The 14394-nt window shown below is 67.9% G+C and carries 17 protein-coding genes; 6 read left to right on the top strand and 11 right to left on the bottom strand.

Annotated features, from left to right (window positions below):
- The first annotated feature begins 44 nt into the window (after positions 1-44).
- Positions 45-545: a DUF1465 family protein gene (locus Q9R14_RS07820; protein WP_039245668.1), complete on the top strand. Its 501-nt coding sequence runs from the start codon at positions 45-47 to the stop codon at positions 543-545.
- Between the two features lie 9 nt (positions 546-554).
- Here the strand turns inward: Q9R14_RS07820 and Q9R14_RS07815 are convergent, their stop codons facing one another.
- The gene (locus tag Q9R14_RS07815; RefSeq protein ID WP_306004046.1) at positions 555-2117 is read right to left on the bottom strand and encodes a murein L,D-transpeptidase; all 1563 of its coding nucleotides are present in this window, start codon (positions 2115-2117) and stop codon (positions 555-557) included.
- A 159-nt stretch (positions 2118-2276) separates the two neighbouring features.
- Positions 2277-2501, bottom strand: coding sequence for a 50S ribosomal protein L31 (gene rpmE / locus Q9R14_RS07810; RefSeq protein WP_017506001.1), 225 nt, complete (start codon positions 2499-2501; stop codon positions 2277-2279).
- Between the two features lie 134 nt (positions 2502-2635).
- Here rpmE and Q9R14_RS07805 point away from each other — a divergent pair, with 134 nt between their 5' ends.
- Complete coding sequence (locus tag Q9R14_RS07805) at positions 2636-4504, top strand: ABC transporter transmembrane domain-containing protein (RefSeq protein ID WP_306004045.1); 1869 nt, start codon at positions 2636-2638, stop codon at positions 4502-4504.
- Here the strand turns inward: Q9R14_RS07805 and Q9R14_RS07800 are convergent.
- From Q9R14_RS07800 to Q9R14_RS07775, 6 genes are all read right to left on the bottom strand, one after another.
- A complete protein-coding gene (locus Q9R14_RS07800) occupies positions 4501-5544 on the bottom strand; it encodes a glycerophosphodiester phosphodiesterase (RefSeq protein WP_306004044.1) in 1044 nt (347 codons plus the stop codon). The two genes, Q9R14_RS07805 and Q9R14_RS07800, sit on opposite strands and share 4 nt — an antisense overlap.
- Positions 5545-5584: 40 nt before the next feature.
- Positions 5585-6388: an inositol monophosphatase family protein gene (locus Q9R14_RS07795; protein ID WP_199060509.1), complete on the bottom strand. Its 804-nt coding sequence runs from the start codon at positions 6386-6388 to the stop codon at positions 5585-5587.
- A gap of 104 nt (positions 6389-6492) precedes the next feature.
- Complete coding sequence (gene efp / locus Q9R14_RS07790) at positions 6493-7059, bottom strand: elongation factor P (protein WP_017504556.1); 567 nt, start codon at positions 7057-7059, stop codon at positions 6493-6495.
- 103 nt (positions 7060-7162) lie between these two features.
- Entirely contained in the window at positions 7163-7723 is a 561-nt protein-coding gene (locus Q9R14_RS07785) for a tryptophan-rich sensory protein (RefSeq protein ID WP_306004043.1), read from the bottom strand.
- A 69-nt stretch (positions 7724-7792) separates the two neighbouring features.
- Positions 7793-8293 (bottom strand): bacterioferritin, encoded by a 501-nt coding sequence (gene bfr / locus Q9R14_RS07780; RefSeq protein WP_026108332.1) that lies wholly within the window; start codon positions 8291-8293, stop codon positions 7793-7795.
- Between the two features lie 141 nt (positions 8294-8434).
- Positions 8435-8620, bottom strand: a complete 186-nt coding sequence (locus Q9R14_RS07775; RefSeq protein ID WP_017504559.1) for a bacterioferritin-associated ferredoxin — start codon at positions 8618-8620, stop codon at positions 8435-8437.
- A 130-nt stretch (positions 8621-8750) separates the two neighbouring features.
- Between Q9R14_RS07775 and thiE the strand changes: the two genes are divergently transcribed.
- From thiE to Q9R14_RS07760, 3 genes are all read left to right on the top strand, one after another.
- Positions 8751-9404, top strand: a complete 654-nt coding sequence (gene thiE, locus Q9R14_RS07770) for a thiamine phosphate synthase (protein WP_306004042.1) — start codon at positions 8751-8753, stop codon at positions 9402-9404.
- A 62-nt stretch (positions 9405-9466) separates the two neighbouring features.
- Positions 9467-11158: a sensor histidine kinase gene (locus tag Q9R14_RS07765; protein WP_306004041.1), complete on the top strand. Its 1692-nt coding sequence runs from the start codon at positions 9467-9469 to the stop codon at positions 11156-11158.
- 49 nt (positions 11159-11207) lie between these two features.
- A complete protein-coding gene (locus tag Q9R14_RS07760; protein WP_306004040.1) occupies positions 11208-11978 on the top strand; it encodes a hypothetical protein in 771 nt (256 codons plus the stop codon).
- A gap of 3 nt (positions 11979-11981) precedes the next feature.
- Here the strand turns inward: Q9R14_RS07760 and Q9R14_RS07755 are convergent, their stop codons facing one another.
- Positions 11982-12323, bottom strand: a complete 342-nt coding sequence (locus Q9R14_RS07755; RefSeq protein WP_306004039.1) for a VOC family protein — start codon at positions 12321-12323, stop codon at positions 11982-11984.
- A gap of 98 nt (positions 12324-12421) precedes the next feature.
- On the opposite strand from Q9R14_RS07755, the gene Q9R14_RS07750 reads away from it, so the two are divergent.
- On the top strand, positions 12422-12550 hold the full coding sequence (locus Q9R14_RS07750) for a hypothetical protein (protein WP_306004038.1): 129 nt from the start codon (positions 12422-12424) through the stop codon (positions 12548-12550).
- Here Q9R14_RS07750 and aroC read toward each other — a convergent pair whose 3' ends face one another.
- Both aroC and Q9R14_RS07740 read right to left on the bottom strand, forming a co-directional pair.
- Positions 12551-13636 carry a chorismate synthase gene (aroC, locus tag Q9R14_RS07745; RefSeq protein ID WP_306004037.1) on the bottom strand — a complete coding sequence of 362 codons (1086 nt, stop codon included), beginning with the start codon at positions 13634-13636 and terminating at the stop codon, positions 12551-12553. It abuts the gene before it with no gap.
- Between the two features lie 9 nt (positions 13637-13645).
- Complete coding sequence (locus tag Q9R14_RS07740; RefSeq protein ID WP_306004036.1) at positions 13646-14380, bottom strand: DnaJ C-terminal domain-containing protein; 735 nt, start codon at positions 14378-14380, stop codon at positions 13646-13648.
- Between the last annotated feature and the right edge of the window lie 14 nt (positions 14381-14394).

Genomic DNA, 14394 nt, shown 5'->3' with positions numbered 1-14394 from the left:
CGATTGCAGGACGGACCCGACCTTCTCTGATGATCAATGCTCAAATGACCTCCGCTCCGTCCCCCGCTGACCGCAGCCGCACCGTTCGCGATTTCGCCCGGTCCGAGCTGTTCGATCGCACCTTCCGCGAAGGCATGGAGCTGGTCGAGGAAACCGCCGCCTATCTGGACGGCGAGGGCCGTCGCGATTCCAAGATGCTGTCGCGCGCCGCCGCCTTGGCCTATGCGGCCGAGAGCATGAAGCTGACCACCCGCCTGATGCAGATCGCCTCCTGGCTTCTGGTCCAGCGCGCCGTGCGCGAAGACGACATGTCGCCGGAAACCGCCTGCGAGCCGCGCTATCGCCTGAACGAGCGCCGCATCGACGCGGAGCCGAGCCACGCCGAACTGCCGATCGCCCTGATCGAATACCTCGTGCGGTCGGAAAAGCTGTTCGACCGCACCCTGTATCTGGATCGCCGTATGTATTCAGACGATCAGGAACAAGCCCCGGAAAACCCGGTGCTCAGCCAGATGGGCATGCTTGAGGCGGCCTTCAGGGGCTGATCGCCCCCTTTACGGCCCGACGTCGTTGGCGTCGGCTCGGCCGTCGTCGATGGGCTTGGGCAGATTGACGCCGATGCCCAGCGCCTGCGCCAGCTTGTCGTCGCGGCCATAGACGTCCTCGCGGAACGCCACCCGGCCCTGACCATCCACGAAGGCGGTCCAGTACAGCAGCCGCACCGAGATCTCGCGTCCGGTGGTCACGCGCGTCGTCTCGCGCGTGTCCTGGGCCGTGTCGAACAGGGCCAGCTTGGTCGGATCGGGCGACAGCAGCAGGCGCGCGAACTCCACCGCATTCTGCACCCGCACGCAGCCGTGGCTGCGCTGACGCGTGGACAGGTTGAAGGCGGCCTTCGACGGCGTGTCGTGCAGGAAGATGGCGTAGCTGTCGCGCAGTTCGAACTTCACATAGCCCAAGGCCGAGCGCGGACCGGCGCGCTGGATGACCGTGCCGTCCTTCACATACATATCGTTGGCGGCCAGATACCCCGGCCCCTTGGGCAGGATTTCGCGGCGCGCGATGCCGGCCGGCACATACCAGGGCGGATTGGCCACGACCGAAGCGAACGGCTTCTCCAGGCTTGGCGTCTGGTTCTCGGCCGAGCCGACCACGACGCGGTTGGAGTGAACCGGCTTGCCGTCCTTCCAATAGACCATGATGGCGGCGGCGGTGTTGACCTCGATCCGCTCGGGCGCGACCTCGCGCTTCAGCCAGCGACGACGCTCCAGGTTCAGCGCGATCTGGCGCGCACGGTCCTCGGCCGAGGCGCCCAGCGAGCGCTGGGTGCCCGCACCGATCCGCCCGTCGGCGCCCAGGCCATGGCGGTTCTGGAAGCTCTGCACCGCACGTTGCAGTTCGGCGTTGTAAACCAGGCCCTGCGACTTCAGCCGTGCGCCGTCTGCGGCCGACAGGTCGCCCTCGGCCGTCAGGCGGTCGATCAGGGCGGGGATGCGACGATCGCTATTGCCCGGCTCGATGGTCGCGCCCTGGGTGAAGCGGGGCCAGCCGCCCTGCGCCGCCAGACGGCGATAGCGGACATAGCCGGCTGACAGGTTCTGATAGCCAATGTCGGTGGGCGCCAGGCCGTCATACCACTGGCTCAGCACATTGCGGGTCAAGGCGTCGCTGAGACCGCGCGGCAGGTCCACGCGGTTCTTCTGCATTTCCCACAGGTCCTCGACGGTCTCGGGCCGCACCTTGCCTTCGGCCAGGACGCGGGCATAGGCCAGCGCCGCCGCCGTGGTCCGCAGGTCCGCGCTCGCCGGATCGGCCGCCAGTCCCACGAAGTCGAAATAGTCAGAGCCCGCCAGACCATGGCGATTGGCGCCGGCCGCGACGGTATTCAGGGCCCGAACCCGTTCGGCGTTCCACACCGGCCGCCAGCCGTTCATTTCATAGAAGGCGCGCACATCCGCCTGCTGCGTCTCGGGCAGACGGGAAATCTGGTCGTTGAAGCTGTTGTAGAAGGCGGTCGCCTCCGGTCCGCGCTGCACGAAGACCTGCTGCGCGCGCGCCGCCGAGCCAAGGGTCATGGCCGCCGTCGCGACGCCCAGACCCAGTTGCCGTCTATTCATCGTCTTCCGCTTCTTCGATCGCTTCGGCCAGCGTGGCCGACGCCCCTGGTACCCGAACGCCCCCACATTATCGGTGTTCCGACCAAACAAAAAGCGCCGGCCTTGCGACCGACGCTCTTGGTGTTCCGATTGCTGCGAGATGTCGCAGCCAGGACGCGCTTACTTCTTGATGAAGCCGGCGAACTTGTTGTTGAAGCGCGAGACGCGGCCGCCGCGGTCCATCAGCTGGGCGTTGCCGCCCGTCCAGGCCGGGTGGGTCGACGGATCGATGTCGAGGGCCAGCTTGTCGCCTTCCTTCCCGTAGGTCGAACGGGTCTGGTAGGTGCTGCCGTCGGTCATCACCACGGTGATGAAGTGGTAGTCGGGATGGGTATCCGCCTTCATGGTCGTCGTCCGGTCTCTGCGCGGTGACGATGCCGACCGTCCGTGCGCGTGAAATGAGAAACCCGCCAGAAAGCCGGCGGGAATGAGGGGCGGCGTTTACACCGGGGGGCGTTCCGGGGCAAGAGGCGGTCGAAATGACCGATCAAGCCGCCGCCTCCGCCTCTTCCGCCAACCGCGCCTCGGGCATGGCGTCGCTGGAGGGGCGGCCCAGCGCGGGCGCCCTTCTGGCCGACCAGATGTCCGAAGCGGGCGCCAAGCGCGCCAAGCGGCGCGACATCCGCCCGCTGGCGCGACTGATTCCCTTCGCCATGCGCCACAAGGGTCATGCCCTGATGGCGGTCTTCTGGCTGCTGTTGTCCACCGCCGCCTCGCTGGGCCTGACCGCCTTGGCGCGCGGCGCCATCGACCATGGGTTCGAGGCGGGCGGCGCCAATCTGAACATCTGGTTCCTGCTGCTGGGCGCCAACGCCCTGTTCCTGGGGCTGGCGACCGCCGCCCGCTACTATTTCGTCACCCGCACGGGCGAGCGCGTCATCGCCGATGTGCGCAAGGGTCTGTTCGGCCGCATCCTGACGCTGGACCCGTCCTTTTACGCCCATATGCGCACCGGCGAGGTGCTGTCGCGCCTGACCACGGATATCGCCCTGGTCGAGACGTTGATGACGACGTCGATCTCCTACGCGCTGCGCAACTTCCTGACCCTGATCGGCGGCGTGGCCCTGCTGTTCTTCGTCAGCCCAAAGCTGACCGGCTTCGTCCTGCTGATCGTGCCCTTCCTCTTGGGGCCGATCTTCATCTTCGGCCGCAAGGTGCGCAAACTGACCGTGGCGTCCCAGGACCGCTTCGCCAACGCCGTCGGCTTCGCCGGTGAAAGCGTGGACGCCATCGAGACGGTCCAGGCCTTCGGCCGCGAACAGAGCGCCATCACCCGCTTCGGCGCGGCGGTCGAGGACGCCTTCAACGCCTCCCTGACCCGGATGCAGGCGCGCGCCTGGATGACCGCCCTGATCATCGTCGTCATGTTCGGCGGCGTGACACTTGTGCTGTGGCTGGGCGCCCAGGACGTGGTGAGGGGCGCCATGACACCCGGCGCCCTGCTTCAGTTCGTCCTTCTATCGGTCTTCGCCGCGGGCGCCGTGGGCGCGCTCGGCGAAAGCTGGGGCGACGTGCAAAAGGCCGCCGGCGCCATGGAGCGGATCGAGGAGCTGATGCGCGCCGTCGCCGGCATCGCCCCGCCGCCCCACGCCACGGCCCTGCCGACGCCCCCGCGCGGCGAGGTGTCGATGTCGGCCGTCGGTTTCGCCTATCCGGGCCGCCCGGATCTACCGGCCCTTAAAGGCTTCAGCCTGACCGTGCGCCCCGGCGAGACGGTCGCCCTGGTCGGCCCGTCCGGCGCCGGCAAGTCCACGGTCTTCCGCCTGCTGCTGCGCTTCTATGATCCGCAGACCGGCATGGTCTCGGTCGACGGCGTCGATGTGCGCCAGGCCGATCCCGTCGCCGTGCGCGACCGCTTCGCCTGGGTGTCGCAGGAAACGCCGCTGTTCTCGGGCTCGGCCTTGGAGAACATTCGCTTCGGCCGCGAGAACACCACCCTGGAAGAGGCCCGCGCCGTCGCCGAAAAGGCCCAGGCGCTCGGCTTCATCGACGCCCTGCCCGAAGGGTTCGACACCCCGCTCGGCGAGCGCGGCAAGAGCCTGTCGGGCGGCCAGCGCCAGCGCCTCGCCATCGCCCGCGCCCTGGTCCGCGACGCCCCCATCCTGCTGCTCGACGAGGCCACCAGCGCGCTGGACGCCGAAAGCGAACGCCTGGTCCAGGTCGCCCTCGATCAGGCGATGGAGGAGCGCACCACACTGGTCATCGCCCACCGCCTCGCCACCGTCCTGCGCGCGGACCGCATCGTCGTCATGGACGACGGCCGCGTGGTCGAAGAGGGCACCCACGAGCAACTCGTCGCCCAGGGCGGCCTTTACGCCCGCCTCGCCGAGCTTCAGTTCCGCAACTAGGGCGCCGTGGTTCGCGCCAGGGCCGGGAAGTCGCTGAACAGCGCATCGACCCCGGCCTCGGCGAAGGCTGCCGCATAGCTGGCCATGTCGCCGTGCCCGGCCGGGTCGTCGCCTCTGCGTCGCTCGACCGGCAGGAAGGCGTTCTCGGCCCGCAGGGTCCAGACCACGACCTTGAGGCCCGCCGCATGGGCGTCGGCGACCAGGGGGCTCGGCGCGGTCGTGCGACCTTCGGCGTTGCGCGGCAGAACCAGGGTCATCTCCGGCGCGACCCAGTCGGCGTAGGCGGCGATGGCCTTCAGCCCCTCGGGCGTGATCATCTGCGCATAGGTCACGTCCGCCCGGTCCGCCGGTCCGCCCTTGGCGGCCACGAGTTGAGCCAGCGTCGCATCGATCCGCGTCGCCAATCGTTCCAGCGGCCCGACCTCGAAACACTGGATGATGATCGGGGCCTCGGCGCCCGTCAGACCCAGCCGCTCCAGTTCAGCGACGAAGCCGTCCTCCATTGGCAAACCGATCGCGGCGAAATAGGTCGGGTGCTTCAACTCCGGCGCCACGGCGATCGTCCGCCCGGTCCGCGTCGAGGCCTCGCGCGCGATGGCGACGACCTCGTCGAAGGTCAGTATCGGCTCCTGACCGTCATGGGCGGCGCTGTCCCGTCGAAATGCGGGCAGCCGCTCCCTGGCCCTCAGCGTCTTCAACTCGGCCAGGGTGAAGTCTTCGGTGAACCAGCCGGTGATCTCGACCCCGTCGAGGGTCTTGGTCGTCCGACGGCCAGCGAACTCGGGCCGGTCGCCCACGTCCGTCGTGCCGCCGATCTCGTTCTCATGCCGATCGACGAAGACGCCGTCCCTGGTCAGCACCAGATCCGGCTCGATCACGTCCGCGCCCTGTTCGATCGCCCGCTCATAGGCCGCGCGCGTGTGCTCGGGCCGTTCACCGGACGCGCCACGATGGGCGATGATCAGGGGCTGGGCGCCAAACTGTGACAGGGCTGGCGTTCCGGTCAGAAGGACGAGGCCGCACAGGATGAAACGGATCATCCGCCTTGGATAGGGCAGGGGCGCGTCACCCCTATGACGATCAGCCCTGCAGAACCTTGCGCAGGTGCGGATGCAGTTCGGTGTTCGACGCCAGGATGGACTTGCCCGTCTTGGGGTCGCCGTCGTTCTCGATGGTCGTGACCCGGCCGCCGGCCTCGGTGACGAACAGGATGCCCGCCGCCACGTCCCAGGGCTTCAGATTGCGCTCATAATAGGCGTCGTAGCGACCGGCCGCGACCCAGGCGAAGTCCAGGGCGGCCGAACCCAGGCGACGGATGCCCGCAACGCGCTGGCCCACGGCGTGCAGATCCTTGATCGACTGGGCGTGACCCGACTTGCCGATGAAGGGCAGGCCGGTGGCGATCAGGCTTTCGGACAGATCGCGACGGCCGGCGACGCGGATGCGCTGGTCGTTCAGATAGCAGCCCTTGCCCTTTTCAGCCCAGAAGAGCTCGTTCATGACGGGGTTGTAGGTCACGCCGGCGACGATCTCGCTCGACCCGTCGGGCGCGCGGCGCTCCAGCCCCACCGTGATGGCGAAGTGAGGCATGGCGTGCATGAAGTTGGTGGTGCCGTCGATCGGATCGACGATCCAGGTGTGGGACTTGTCCGTCCCCTCGATCATGCCGCGTTCCTCGCCCAGGAAGCCGTAGCCGGGGCGGGCCTTCATCAGCAGTTCGTAGAGCGTGTCTTCGGCCTTCAGGTCGGCGGCCGTGACGAAATCGCCGGGGCCCTTTCTCGACACCTGAAGCTGGGAGACTTCGCCGAAGTCGCGCAGCATCGGGCGGGCGGTCTTGCGCACCGCATCGGTCATGACTTGGAGCAGGGCGGAGGCGAGGGCCATCGAGGAATCTCCTGGTCCGAAAGTCCTTCAAAGCCGCAGCCGGACAGTCGGAGAAGTTCAGAAAGGAACGGCCCCGAACGGGGCCGCTTTGGCATGGTGGTCTGTCAGTCCGCGCGGCGGACATATTCGCCGCTGGTCGTGTCGACGACGATACGCTCGCCGGCCGACATATAGGGCGGGATCATGATGCGCACGCCGTTCGAAGCCAGCGCGGGCTTGTAGGACGACGAGGCGGTCTGGCCCTTCACGGTCGGCTCGGTCTCGGCGACTTCCAGCACGACCTGATCGGGCAGCTCCAGGCCAATCGGACGCTCTTCGTGCATCTCGATGACGACCTTCATGCCTTCTTGCAGATAGGGGATGCGCTCTTCGCCGACCCAGTCCTTCTGCAGTTCGATCTGCTCGTAGGTGGCGTCGTCCATGAAGACCAGGCTGTCGCCGTTGTCGAACAGATAGGAGAAGTCCTTCTGCTCCAGCGTCACGCGCTCGACCTTGTCTTCCGACCGGAAGCGTTCGTTCAGCTTGTTGCCGGTCTCGAGGTTCTTGGCCTCGACGTTGGCGAAGGCGCCGCCCTTGCCGGGTTTGACGTGGCTGGCCTTGGTGACGACCCACAGGCCGCCATTGTGCTGCAGGACCATGCCGGGCTTGATGGTGTTGCCGTTGATCTTCATGGGGTCACATCGGAAATGGAGTTGCGCCCTCGCACCGTTCGGGGCGAGGCGAATACGGCGCGATCCCTAGAGGAAGCCCCGATAAAGGGCAAGGCGACGCAACCTAATGCAGGGTGCGCCCGCTCGAGGCGTCATCGGCCTTGCGATGCAGGAAGTTTCCGAACCGCACGCCCGACCCCAGCGGCGCCGCCATCTTGCCGGCTCCTTCGTCCAGCTTGCGCGCCTCGTGGGCGAAGGCGGCGGCCAGACCGGCCGACGACATGGCGGCGATCACCTGACGCGCCATCGACGACGGACGCAGGCCCAGCCAGACGGCGTTCACCGTCTGGGCGGCCAACCACAGGCCCATGGCGCGGGTGCGTTCGGGCCGCGACGGCGCATTCCACACCCGTACCGCCGAAAGGGTGGTGGCGGAAAACACGGCGGGCAGAATCAGGCTGAAGGCGCCCCGCGGTTTCTCGGTGATCGGCAGGTCCTTCTTGCGGACCTGTTTCAAATTGCGCTTGGGCGTCAGGGCGCCCGAGGCGATCCCATGCGCCAGCAGAGCGAAGCCGACGGTCAGGGCGATCCCGGCGACCACATGGCTGGCGCTGCGGCCCTCGCTGTTCAGCAAGTCCATGGCGGCGTCGCGCACGTCGTCGATGGCGTCGTCGATATCGGTCATGGTCCGCTCCAGCTTGGCCCTGACAGGCTAATGGCCGGAGCGGATTGGAGTTCCGTCGGAAGGCAGAGCTTAGTTGCCGGTCGCCGCGCCGTCGGTGACGATCTCCTTCATCGCCGATTGCAGATAGTTCTGCGCGCCCATCAGCTCGATCAGCTTGTGCTGGTTTTCCAGGAAGTCGATGTGCTCTTCGGTGTCGGCCAGGATTTTCATCAGCAGGTCGCGGCTGACGTAATCGCGGGTTTCCTCGCACTGGGTCACGGCGGCGGCGGTCGTGGCGCGGCTGTCCAGTTCCAGTTGCAGATCGGCGCCCAGGCATTCGATCGGATCTTCGCCGACCTTTAGCTTGTGCAGGTCCTGCAGATTGGGCAAGCCGTCCAGAAACAGGATGCGTTTGATCAGCATGTCGGCGTGCTTCATCTCGCCGATCGATTCTTCGTAGATCACGTTGCCCAGGTGCGCGAGGCCCCAGCTTTCGAACATGCGGGCATGCAGGAAATACTGATTCACGGCCGTCAGCTCGTTGGTCAGCACTGCGTTCAGCGTGCGCAGGATTGCGGGGTCGCCCTTCATGGCCATGGTCCTTGGTCTCGCCACGGCGCTGTCGCCGTCTGTCGAGCGCAGCCATAACACAGTAAAACGCACCGTGTTTATTTGCGAGTTTTTATCACTGCATTGAGAGTGCGAGTGACTGCCGCCCGCAGGCGAAGCAAACTATTCGGCTGCGAGTGCGAACGCTTCGCGGCTTTCCTGAATCATCTGACGCATCTCGCAGACGCATTTGGCGCACTGGGCCTGGCACTGGTTGCGCGCGAAGATGTCACGCGGACGGCAAGCGCCGGCCTCGATGGCCTGGGCGACATCACGCTGGCGAAGACCGTTACAGTTGCAGACGTACACGAGGCGCTACACGTTTCACTGACTGAGAATGGTTCGCTATAGCAGTCCTTAAGGCGATTGCAAGTCGTTCGCATGGCTCAGCTGGCGGTGGGCCGTTGACGGATCGTCGCGGGGGCGGGCAATGACGGGCATGGCCCGAACACCCACCGTCCCCGAGCGTCCGCCCTGCCGGCTGTATCTGATCACGCCGCCCGCGATCGCCGACCTGAACGCCTTTGCGCAGACCCTCGATCAGGCCCTGGCCGCCGGCGATGTCGCGGCCTTGCAGATCCGGCTGAAGCCCGCCGACGACGCCGCCATCCGCACGGCGGTCGAGGTGCTGGCTCCCATTGCGCGGCGTCATGATGTCGCGGTTCTGCTGAACGACCGGCCGGATCTGGCGCGGGCTGCCGGCTGCGACGGCGTTCACATCGGTCAGGAAGACGGCTCGCTGGCCGAGGCACGGCGTATCATGGGGCCGGACGCCATGATCGGCGTCACCTGCCACGACGACCGCGACCTGGCCTGGGATGCCGCAGAGGGCGGCGCCGACTACGTCGCCTTCGGCGCCTTCTATCCCACCGCTACAAAGGAAACGGTGCATCGCCCGCCTCTGGACATCCTGACGGTGTGGCAAGAGACGGTCGAGACGCCTTGCGTGGCAATCGGCGGGATCACGGTCGACAACGCCGCCGAGTTGGCGCAGGCTGGCGCCGACTTCGTGGCGGTTAGCGGCGGGGTCTGGAACCATCCCGACGGCCCGGCCGAGGCCGTCAGGCGCTTCAATGAAAAATTGAGGCCCTGACTTCAGGGGATATTAGGAACCGGCTGATCCTATGCCGACCTCTGATTGGTCGGAACCTGTCCATGATCCTGAGCCGCGCGCTCAATGTCGATGATCCCCACAGCGCGTCCGTGAAGGGCGTACTGGCGGCTGGCCATCGGCCGAGCCCCGGCGGCGCCGACGGTCCGGACGGTTCCAGCCCGCTAGTCCCCGTGCTGACGGGCGTGGCGGTCGCCATCCTGGTCGCCGTGGCTGTGGCGTATGGCCGCTCGGCCGGGTTGGTCGCCGGCCTGTGGGGCGCCAGCGGCGTCGCCGTCGCCGTCTGGCTGCGCACCAGCCGTGGCCGCGCCAGCGACCTCACCTTCGCCGGCGTCCTGACCGTCAGCATCCTGATCGGAGAGATCATCGCCGGCAACAAGCCGCCGCTGGCCCTGGCCTTCACCGTCGCCAACATGATCGAGATCGTGGCGGCCGTTATGCTGGCACGTCGCTTCTCGCCCACGCTCAATCTGTCCAGCCTGAATGGCGCGGTCAGCTTCCTGTTCTTCGCGGCTGTCCTGGCGCCGATCCCCGCCGCCCTATGCAGCGTTCTGATCCTGTCGCTGATGGGCCAGGGCGACATCGTCTGGCAGGGTTTCCAGACCTGGTGGCTCGGCCACACCCTGGGCATCGCCGTCCTGGGGTCGCTGGGCATGTCGCTGACGCCTGCGATGTTCGCCCGCCTGCTGAAGCCCAGGAAGCTGTTGGAAGCCGTCATTCTGATCGGCCTGGTGCCCGTCTTCTATTATGTCGCTTTCACGGGCGACGTGCCGATGGGGTTCGTCCTGCTCCCGCTGTTGCTCGGCATCGCGGTCCGGCTCGGCGTCGCCGGCGCGGCCTTCACCCTGGTCGTGATGAGCATCCTGCTGGTCGGCAGCGCCATGATCGGTCATGGCCCCTATGCCCAGGGCGACCTGACCCACCAGGTTCTGATGGCCCAGATGCTGGTGCTGATCGGCTATATGCCCGTCCTGCTGGTGGCCTCATTGTTGGAAGAACGCGATCTTCTGGCGGAGCGCGCCCGCGTTGGTCGCGAACGCGCGGAAAAGGCCTCGGAGGCCAAGTCTCGCCTGCTCGCCAACGTGGCGCATGAGATCAAGAGCCCGGTCGCCGGCATCATCGGCATCGGCGACCTGTGGCGGCAGGGCCATCTGGGGCCGGTCTCCGCCCAGCAGGCCGAGATGTCCGACATGCTGGTGAAGACCGCGCGGCAGGTCGAAACCCTGGCCCACGATCTGCTGGACGTGGCGCGCGCTGAATCCGGGGCGGTCCGGGTCGATCTGCGCCCGACCGACATTCCGGGCCTGCTGGAAGACGTGCGTCGCACGTGCCTGCTGTGGCCCGACGCCGACCGCGTCGCCGTCGAGGTGGTGTGCGAGGGCGATGGCTTGATCGCGGTCGCGGACTCCCAGCGTCTGGCCCAGATCATCACCAATCTGACCAGCAATGCGCTGAAATACGGCGGCTCCGGCGGCCGCGTCATCCTGCGCGCGCTTCGTCAGGATGACTGCGTCCGCATTGAGGTCAGCGATTTCGGCCCCGGTCTTTCGCTTCAGAAGCAGGCGCAGCTGTTCGAGCCCTTCAACCGCCTGGGCCTTGAGCGTTCGACGGTCGAGGGGCACGGCGTCGGCCTGGCCCTGGCCAAGCGGTTGGTCGAGTTGCAGGGCGGCTCGATCGGCGTGATCTCCGCGCCGGGTGAGGGCGCCACCTTCTGGGTCGCGCTGCCCAAGGCGTGAGGTCGCGCTTGCGGTGGCGCCCCGGCCGCGCGATGGTCCGGCCATGCCCATGATCGCCCTTGCCGCCGCCCTCGTGATTTCCGGACAGACGACCACGCCCCCGGCGCAACGTCCCGGTTCCAACCTGACCCGCGATCTGAACAGCGCGCCGCCTTCCGGCTTGGCCACGTCTCCGGCCGCATCGACCGCGGCTCCGACACCGACTCCGGCGCCGACCGCCGGCGCGACCCAGGCCCTGCCTCCGATCGGCCAGACCCCCGCAGCATCGCCGCGCCCGGCGCCCGCCACGTCATCCGCGCCGCGCACGACCCAGACCCTGCCGCCGATTGACCAAAGCCCGGCGGCGACGACACGCCCGCAAACGCCAGCCCCGACCGCCACGGCGCCTCAGGCGACCGCGCCTCGACCCACAACGACCGCGCCTGCCGCAACTCCGCCGGCCGCCGCGCCCGCGGCGGCGGCCTTGAACGCCGCCGCCATCGCCGCCCTGCCGTTCAGCATCCAGCTACCCGCTGGCCTCACGATCACCCCGGCGCGCGCAGGCGCGAACGCCAGCATCTATCGCGTCCAGCGTGGCGACCAGACCCTGCTGATGATCTACGCCGGCCCGTCATCGCAGTTTCCGATCTACGACGGCGAGACGGTCCGCGCCGGCGGCCGCGCCTCGGTCGTTGTCACCGAAGGCAGCCGCCGTCTGGCGATGGAGCACCTGTTCCAGCGCGCTGCGGATCCCAAGGAAATCCACGTCTGGATCGCCAGCGTCGAGGGCGCGGACCGCGATCTGGCCGAACGCATCGGCCAGTCCATCGACGTCAAATAGGGCTCAGCCCTCGGACCAGACTGCCATTTCGGTGCCGGCCGGATCGGCGAAGTGGAAGCGGCGGCCGCCGGGGAAGCTGTAGATCGGTTTCACGATCCGGCCGCCGGCTGCCTCGACCTTGGCCAGCATGGTTTCCAGGTCATGGGCGTACAGGATGGGCAGGGGGGTCTTGGTCTGATCGGCCTGATCGGCGTCGAACCCGCCGTCCAGTCCCTGATCGAAGGCCGCATAGGTCGGGCCGTAATCCACGAAGGTCCAGCCGAACGCCTGGCTGTAGAATTCCTTGGTCGCGGGCAGGTCGGCGGCGGGCAGTTCGAGGTAGTCCAGCTTTCCGTCTTCACGCACGGTTGATCTCCTGAGTTGGGCGCCACCGGTCCCTTGTCTTGCACGCGCCCTCGACATGCGCAAACCTGCAAACGGTTCGCAGTTGCAGGAATCGAGCGATGATCGTGATGACGACAGGCCTGTCGGCCCTGATGGCCCTGATGCGGTGCGAGGCGCGTCCGGTCGAGCCGCCGCGCAGGCTCGACAGCGATCGCACGAACCCGCGACCGGCCCGACACAGACCCTGATCAGCCGATCTGGGCGCGGTGTCTCAGATAGGCGTCGGCCAGCACGCAGGCGGCCATGGCCTCGACCACCGGCACGGCGCGCAGGGCGACGCATGGGTCGTGGCGGCCCTTGGTGCGCAGGTCCGTCTCTTCGCCGTCGCGGGTAATCGTCTGGCGCAGGGTCAGGATGGAGGAGGTCGGCTTGAACGCCACCCGCGCCGTCACCGGCTGGCCCGTCGAAATCCCCCCCAGCACGCCGCCCGCCTTGTTCGACAGGAAGACCGGCTGCTTGTTCAGGTCCAGCCGCATCTCGTCGGCGTTCTGTTCTCCGGTCAGTTCGGCGGCCTCGAACCCCGCCCCGATCTCGACCCCCTTGGCCGCATTGATCGACATCAGGGCGGCGGCCAGCTCGCCGTCCAGCTTTCCGTACAGGGGCGCGCCCCAGCCGGCCGGAACGCCCGTGACCTCCAGCGCGACGACCGCCCCGACCGACGATCCCGCCTTGCGGATGCCGTCCAGATAGGCCTCCCAGTCGCCCACCACCTCGGCCGAGGCGGCGAACAGCGGATTGCCGTGCACGGCGTCGAAGTCGATCTGGTCCGGTGCGATCCGGTGCGGGCCGATCTGCACCACGCCGGCCCTGATCTTCACGCCGTCGCCCAGCACCTTGCGCGCCACGGCCCCGGCCGCCACGCGGCTGGCCGTCTCGCGCGCCGAGGATCGACCACCGCCCCGGTGGTCCCGCACCCCGTATTTGGCCTGATAGGCATAGTCGGCGTGCCCCGGCCGATAGGCGCGGGCGATCTCGCCATAGTCCTTGGACCGCTGGTCCTCGTTCTCGATCAGGATCGAGATGGGCGTGCCCGTCGTCACCGGTCCGTCGCCGTCGTCGAACACACCCGACAGGATGCGCGCCGTGTCGCTTTCCTTGCGCTGGGTCACGAAGCGGCTGCCGCCCGGCTTGCGCTGATCCAGCCACGGCTGAAGATCCGCCTCGGTCAGCGGGATCATCGGCGGGCATCCGTCCACGACGCAGCCGATCGCCGGCCCGTGGCTCTCGCCCCAGGTGGTCACGCGAAACAGATGGCCGAAGGTGTTGTGCGACATGGCCCCGACTTAGGCCGCCAGACGCTCCTGCGTCCAGACCCGCGTGAACCGCACCAGCAGGTCCTCGGCCGCCGAGGGAACATCGGACGACGGCTCCAGCGTCACGAACAGATGGCCCGCCGGCCGTGATCCGCGCGCGGGCAGGCCCAGGTCCTTCAACCGCACCCGCACCGGCGCGGCCATGTCGGCGGTGATCCAGGCCGAGCGCGTGCCGACAGGGGTCTCGATCTCCACCCGCCCGCCGTCGGCCATCAGGCGACGCTCGACGGCCCAGGTCATGAACAGGTCGTCGCCGACGACCGACAGCCCGTCCTCGGGCCGGATCAGCACCGATAGATAGAGATCGCTCCCGTCCGCCGCCCCGCGCCTCAACCGCAGATGATCGCCGCTGCGCAGGCCCTTGGGCGCCGTGACCCGCACCGTGCGGGCGCCCAGCCGCACCTCGACCTGACCCCCGGCCAGGGCCTGCATCGGCGACAGGACCAGAACCGGCGTCGGCGCCGGTCGTGCGGTTGGCGCCGACAGGGCGGGGCGAGGGGGCTGGTGCGCCTGGATCAGCCGATAGGCCGCGATCACGCGCCGGAACCGCTCGGCGTCCCCGCCGGCCTGATCCGGCCGCGCCGCCTTCACCGCCGTGCGGAAGGCGGCCTTCAGCGTCGATGCATCGACATCGCCGTCCAGCCCGAGGATCGACAGGGCCTCGCGGACGCCGGACACATCTGAAATCGGAACAGGCGCGCTCATGCCGTCACCGTTCG

It is taken from the genome of Brevundimonas sp. C43 (assembly GCF_030732185.1).
Taxonomy (GTDB): domain Bacteria; phylum Pseudomonadota; class Alphaproteobacteria; order Caulobacterales; family Caulobacteraceae; genus Brevundimonas; species Brevundimonas diminuta_C.
The sequence above is the reverse complement of the archived record's forward strand: the minus strand, read 5'-3'. Positions and strand labels throughout refer to the sequence as shown.

Excerpts from the sequence above, each read along its gene's own strand:
- Q9R14_RS07800 (WP_306004044.1), bottom strand. The coding sequence starts at position 5,544 with ATGATCCGTTTCATCCTGTGCGGCCTCGTCCTTCTGACCGGAACGCCA.
- Q9R14_RS07795 (WP_199060509.1), bottom strand. The coding sequence starts at position 6,388 with ATGGCCCTCGCCTCCGCCCTGCTCCAAGTCATGACCGATGCGGTGCGC.
- Q9R14_RS07815 (WP_306004046.1), bottom strand. The coding sequence starts at position 2,117 with ATGAATAGACGGCAACTGGGTCTGGGCGTCGCGACGGCGGCCATGACC.
- Q9R14_RS07820 (WP_039245668.1), top strand. The coding sequence starts at position 45 with ATGACCTCCGCTCCGTCCCCCGCTGACCGCAGCCGCACCGTTCGCGAT.
- Q9R14_RS07765 (WP_306004041.1), top strand. The coding sequence starts at position 9,467 with ATGATCCTGAGCCGCGCGCTCAATGTCGATGATCCCCACAGCGCGTCC.
- bfr (WP_026108332.1), bottom strand. The coding sequence starts at position 8,293 with ATGAAGGGCGACCCCGCAATCCTGCGCACGCTGAACGCAGTGCTGACC.
- rpmE (WP_017506001.1), bottom strand. The coding sequence starts at position 2,501 with ATGAAGGCGGATACCCATCCCGACTACCACTTCATCACCGTGGTGATG.
- Q9R14_RS07760 (WP_306004040.1), top strand. The coding sequence starts at position 11,208 with ATGATCGCCCTTGCCGCCGCCCTCGTGATTTCCGGACAGACGACCACG.
- Q9R14_RS07740 (WP_306004036.1), bottom strand. The coding sequence starts at position 14,380 with ATGAGCGCGCCTGTTCCGATTTCAGATGTGTCCGGCGTCCGCGAGGCC.
- efp (WP_017504556.1), bottom strand. The coding sequence starts at position 7,059 with ATGAAGATCAACGGCAACACCATCAAGCCCGGCATGGTCCTGCAGCAC.
- Q9R14_RS07750 (WP_306004038.1), top strand. The coding sequence starts at position 12,422 with ATGATCGTGATGACGACAGGCCTGTCGGCCCTGATGGCCCTGATGCGG.
- thiE (WP_306004042.1), top strand. The coding sequence starts at position 8,751 with ATGGCCCGAACACCCACCGTCCCCGAGCGTCCGCCCTGCCGGCTGTAT.
- aroC (WP_306004037.1), bottom strand. The coding sequence starts at position 13,636 with ATGTCGCACAACACCTTCGGCCATCTGTTTCGCGTGACCACCTGGGGC.
- Q9R14_RS07805 (WP_306004045.1), top strand. The coding sequence starts at position 2,636 with ATGACCGATCAAGCCGCCGCCTCCGCCTCTTCCGCCAACCGCGCCTCG.
- Q9R14_RS07785 (WP_306004043.1), bottom strand. The coding sequence starts at position 7,723 with ATGACCGATATCGACGACGCCATCGACGACGTGCGCGACGCCGCCATG.